Source organism: Limnofasciculus baicalensis BBK-W-15 (genome assembly GCF_024178385.1).
GTDB lineage: Bacteria > Cyanobacteriota > Cyanobacteriia > Cyanobacteriales > Coleofasciculaceae > Limnofasciculus > Limnofasciculus baicalensis.
The window spans coordinates 1-3,660 of sequence record NZ_JAMZMM010000491.1 but is presented as its reverse complement, the minus strand read 5'-3'; the positions used below and the strand labels follow the sequence as shown (position 1 = coordinate 3,660).

At 38.9% G+C, this 3,660-nt stretch carries 4 protein-coding genes; 2 read left to right on the top strand and 2 right to left on the bottom strand.

Annotated elements, in window-relative coordinates; genetic code table 11:
- Positions 1–137 precede the first annotated feature (137 nt).
- Positions 138–1,859 carry an ABC1 kinase family protein gene (locus NJ959_RS27115; RefSeq protein WP_254014873.1) on the top strand — a complete coding sequence of 574 codons (1,722 nt, stop codon included), beginning with the start codon at positions 138–140 and terminating at the stop codon, positions 1,857–1,859.
- Between the two features lie 51 nt (positions 1,860–1,910).
- Here NJ959_RS27115 and NJ959_RS27110 read toward each other — a convergent pair whose 3' ends face one another.
- A complete protein-coding gene (locus NJ959_RS27110; protein ID WP_256529873.1) occupies positions 1,911–2,075 on the bottom strand; it encodes a DUF3368 domain-containing protein in 165 nt (54 codons plus the stop codon).
- 515 nt (positions 2,076–2,590) lie between these two features.
- Between NJ959_RS27110 and NJ959_RS27105 the strand changes: the two genes are divergently transcribed.
- Positions 2,591–3,016 carry a hypothetical protein gene (locus tag NJ959_RS27105; RefSeq protein ID WP_254014871.1) on the top strand — a complete coding sequence of 142 codons (426 nt, stop codon included), beginning with the start codon at positions 2,591–2,593 and terminating at the stop codon, positions 3,014–3,016.
- Positions 3,017–3,318: 302 nt separating this feature from the next.
- Here NJ959_RS27105 and NJ959_RS27100 read toward each other — a convergent pair whose 3' ends face one another.
- Positions 3,319–3,591, bottom strand: a complete 273-nt coding sequence (locus NJ959_RS27100) for a hypothetical protein (RefSeq protein WP_254014870.1) — start codon at positions 3,589–3,591, stop codon at positions 3,319–3,321.
- Positions 3,592–3,660 lie beyond the last annotated feature (69 nt).

Here is a 3,660-nt window from a genome sequence, read left to right as displayed (position 1 = left end):
TCCCCACACTGAATTGTGAGTTAAGGCAAGTATTCTTTACAAAACTTTACTAAGTTTGGCTCTATTTGCGATTATACTTAATAAAAAGATAAAAAAGTAAACAAAATTTAGATTAAATTAAGAGGGAAGTATTCAGCGTGAGTCAATATCAACTTGAACTTGGCGATCCGGAAGAACGGCTAACTCAACCTAGGCGGCGCTATGATGCGAATGCGATCGCAAAATATTACCGTGCCCGTCCCTGGATAGCGTTGTGGCGTTGCCTGGTAATTGTTTGGGGTTTTGGGGGGTTCCTGTTAGGTTTCTTCTGGGATGAATGGACTAAGCAAGTCCAAAAGAATAGGCTTAAACGAGCCAATCAGCTAAGAGAATTACTCACTCAATTAGGTCCAACTTTTATTAAAGTAGGACAAGCTTTATCCACTCGACCAGATTTAATTCGCCAAAATTTTTTAGATGAATTAATTAAGTTACAAGATCAATTACCGCCCTTTGATAACGAGCTAGCATTCAGGATTATTGAGAATGAATTGGGACGCTCAGTTAGGGAAGTATATCGAGAAATTTCACCAAATCCGGTAGCTGCGGCTAGCTTGGGTCAAGTATATCGCGCTTTTCTCTACAGTGGAGAAGAAGTGGCGGTAAAGGTACAGCGTCCTAACTTATTATCAATTCTCAGTTTAGACCTATATTTAATGCGTTGGGGAGCGAGTTGGCTCTCTCCTTGGTTACCCCTGAATTTGGGTCACAATCTAACGTTAATAGTAGATGAATTTGGGACTAAATTATTTGAAGAAATCGATTACCTCAATGAAGGGCGTAATGCCGAGAAATTTGCCACTAATTTCCGCGACGATCCCACAGTAAAAGTACCAGCAATTTACTGGCGCTATTGTAGTATTCACGTCCTAACTTTAGAGTGGATTAATGGCTGCAAATTAACAGATACCAAAACCCTTTGTGCGGCTGGATTGGATGCGGATAAAGTAATTGAAACTGGTGTTATTTCCGGTTTGCGTCAGTTATTAGAACATGGGTTTTTCCATGCAGATCCTCACCCCGGCAACTTGTTTGCGATGCCAGATGGAAGGATGGCTTACATTGACTTCGGAATGATGGATCAGTTGGATGAAGACACAAAAGAAACCATCGCGGCTTCAGTTGTTCATTTGATTAATAAAGATTACCTGGAATTAGCCAAAACCTTTGTTAAATTAGGCTTTCTCACTCCAGATATTGATATTATGCCGATTGTGCCAGCATTAGAAGAAGTGCTGGGAGAAGCAATTGACCAAAAAGTAGGGGAATTCAACTTTAAGACAATTACCGATAAATTTTCGTCATTAATGTACGAATATCCTTTCCGCGTCCCCGCGAAATTTGCCCTAATTATTCGTTCTTTAGTAACTCAAGAAGGATTAGCCCTCACCTTAAATCCCAATTTTAAAATAGTCGAAGTATCCTATCCCTATATAGCCCGTCGTCTCTTGACAGGTGAGTCAAGTGCCATGCGGCAGCGTTTGGTTGAAGTATTATTTAAGGATGGGAAGCTACAATGGCAGCGGTTAGAGAATATGATTGCGATCGCAAGATCCGATGATAACTTCGATTTGCTCCCTACTGCTCAACTCGGTTTACAATATCTACTCTCCGATGAAGGAAAGTTTCTCCGCCGTCAGTTATTATTAGCATTAACCGAAGACGATCGACTCCATACCGTAGAAGTACAACGTCTTTGGAATTTGGTGAAAGATGACTTAAAACCCAAACGTTTGTGGGATGTGGCTTTAAGTTCTTTGAGTACCTTTTCTAGCGAGGGGATTGCCTCAATTTTACCGATAGCGACGGCGATAAAATAGGTTTTGTGGTTTTTCTTAAATCTATTAAACCGATGAGGTTTCTCACTTTCTTTATAATTCTCCAACTTGTTTGAGTGCATTTTGATAAACTAACTGGCTTAAACGAAATTTACCAACAGTTTGTAAGGCATCAAGTTGTCCCTTCAGGTTGGGAATTAGTCCAGTTTGTTTTGCCCATATCAAAATACCTACTGTTCCTAAAGTTGGTAAAGTCAGCCGTCAAGTCAGCTTAGGGGGTTTGAGTAGCAATACAGGGGCAGGGCTATAGCCGTAGTTGTCATAATTTTTAGTTTCATAAAATACCGAAACCCTATTTTACGAGAATTTTTCCCATATCAATTTGTAAATATCATCTCTTGGCTAAAAAAGCAGCGGCATTATTCTTTACCGGAAATATTTTATCAATCTTTACTTTCTGGCATCGGAAGCAATTTTTACTTCATTAAATTATTAGAAATTATACCAAACATCTATCTGTATAGTGTATTAGACGAGAGTAGGGGAGAATCTCCGCTATCAGTAGCGTGGCGACCTAAGTCCATATTGTTACAAAACATACAAATTGTCTTGTTTTGATGAAGTTTATTCAAAATAGTGGACAAATTGAATTATAAAAGTTATATTACTTAAATAAAGTACACAAAGACGATAGTAACCACTCTACTTATCGACTGCCTATCGTCTGGAGTAGCTGGATTTTCGTTGATTTACTGGTTAAATGGAGATTTCCGATGAGTAACAATTCCCAGACACTAGAAGTTACAGCCGACAAGACCTCTCAGGATCCAGACATTCTTGAACCTAGTCTTGTCAAAGTGCGGATTAATCACGTCGAGTTTGATGTGACTGGAGTAGGTAGTGGATGTTTCACCTACGTTCAGAATTATGATTATGAAGAGAATAATTTTCCAGCTTGCTTCCCATTAGAATCCATAGTCTGGAATGGCAAAGCCATAGACTTGACTGGATTTACAGAACAAAGTATTTGTTTCGATCGAGGAAAATTAATGGGATTAAATCTGTTAGGGGAAGGTTGGGAAATAATATGTAGTTTGGCTATTAATATAGATAGCGTGAAAATAGTTGGCGAAGTCACCTATCAGGAAATTGCCACACCAACCTACGTTAATCAGGTTCGGGAACTGGTAAGCTATTGATATATCCAACATTTCCGCCTAAATGTAGCGGTGATATTGGCTTTCTCATCAACCAAAAATACTGATTTATTAACCCGTTAAACCTGGGCTTACAGGAATTCACGAAATTTTAGCATATCGCCATCAGATAATATGCTATTAATATTCTATACAATTGCTTCTGGCAAGAAAGCCTCTTTCCTCTAGTTAGGGAAGAGCAATTAGAAATTTATCAGTTAAGGAGATAAGGATTTCTCAATTAGTCTTTATCTCCTCAATGATTATTAGGCTATCTAATCCCACTCTGATATTTAGGTTTTTGCTTAGACTGATTTTTTTGTTTTGGGCGCTGAATGCCAGATTGATAGGAATAATTCATAAATAAAATAGCTCCATTCCACCGGGATAAACAAACGAACTATCTGGGAACACTGTTCCCATGTCTGCGTGACAATACCGCGATTGCCTTCGCTGATTTTGTCGAGATTTTGACTCAGGAGAAAGACTTCATGAATCCCCTGAGATTGGCAGACTAAAGTTATCTCCTTAAACTCACAATAACTATCCGGAAAATCACCGCAAAAATGAATTATCATTATGCCTGCGACCGCGATCGTCGTGGAGTAAGGACTATAGCTGCCTTAATATTTTCTTTACAATTTGGA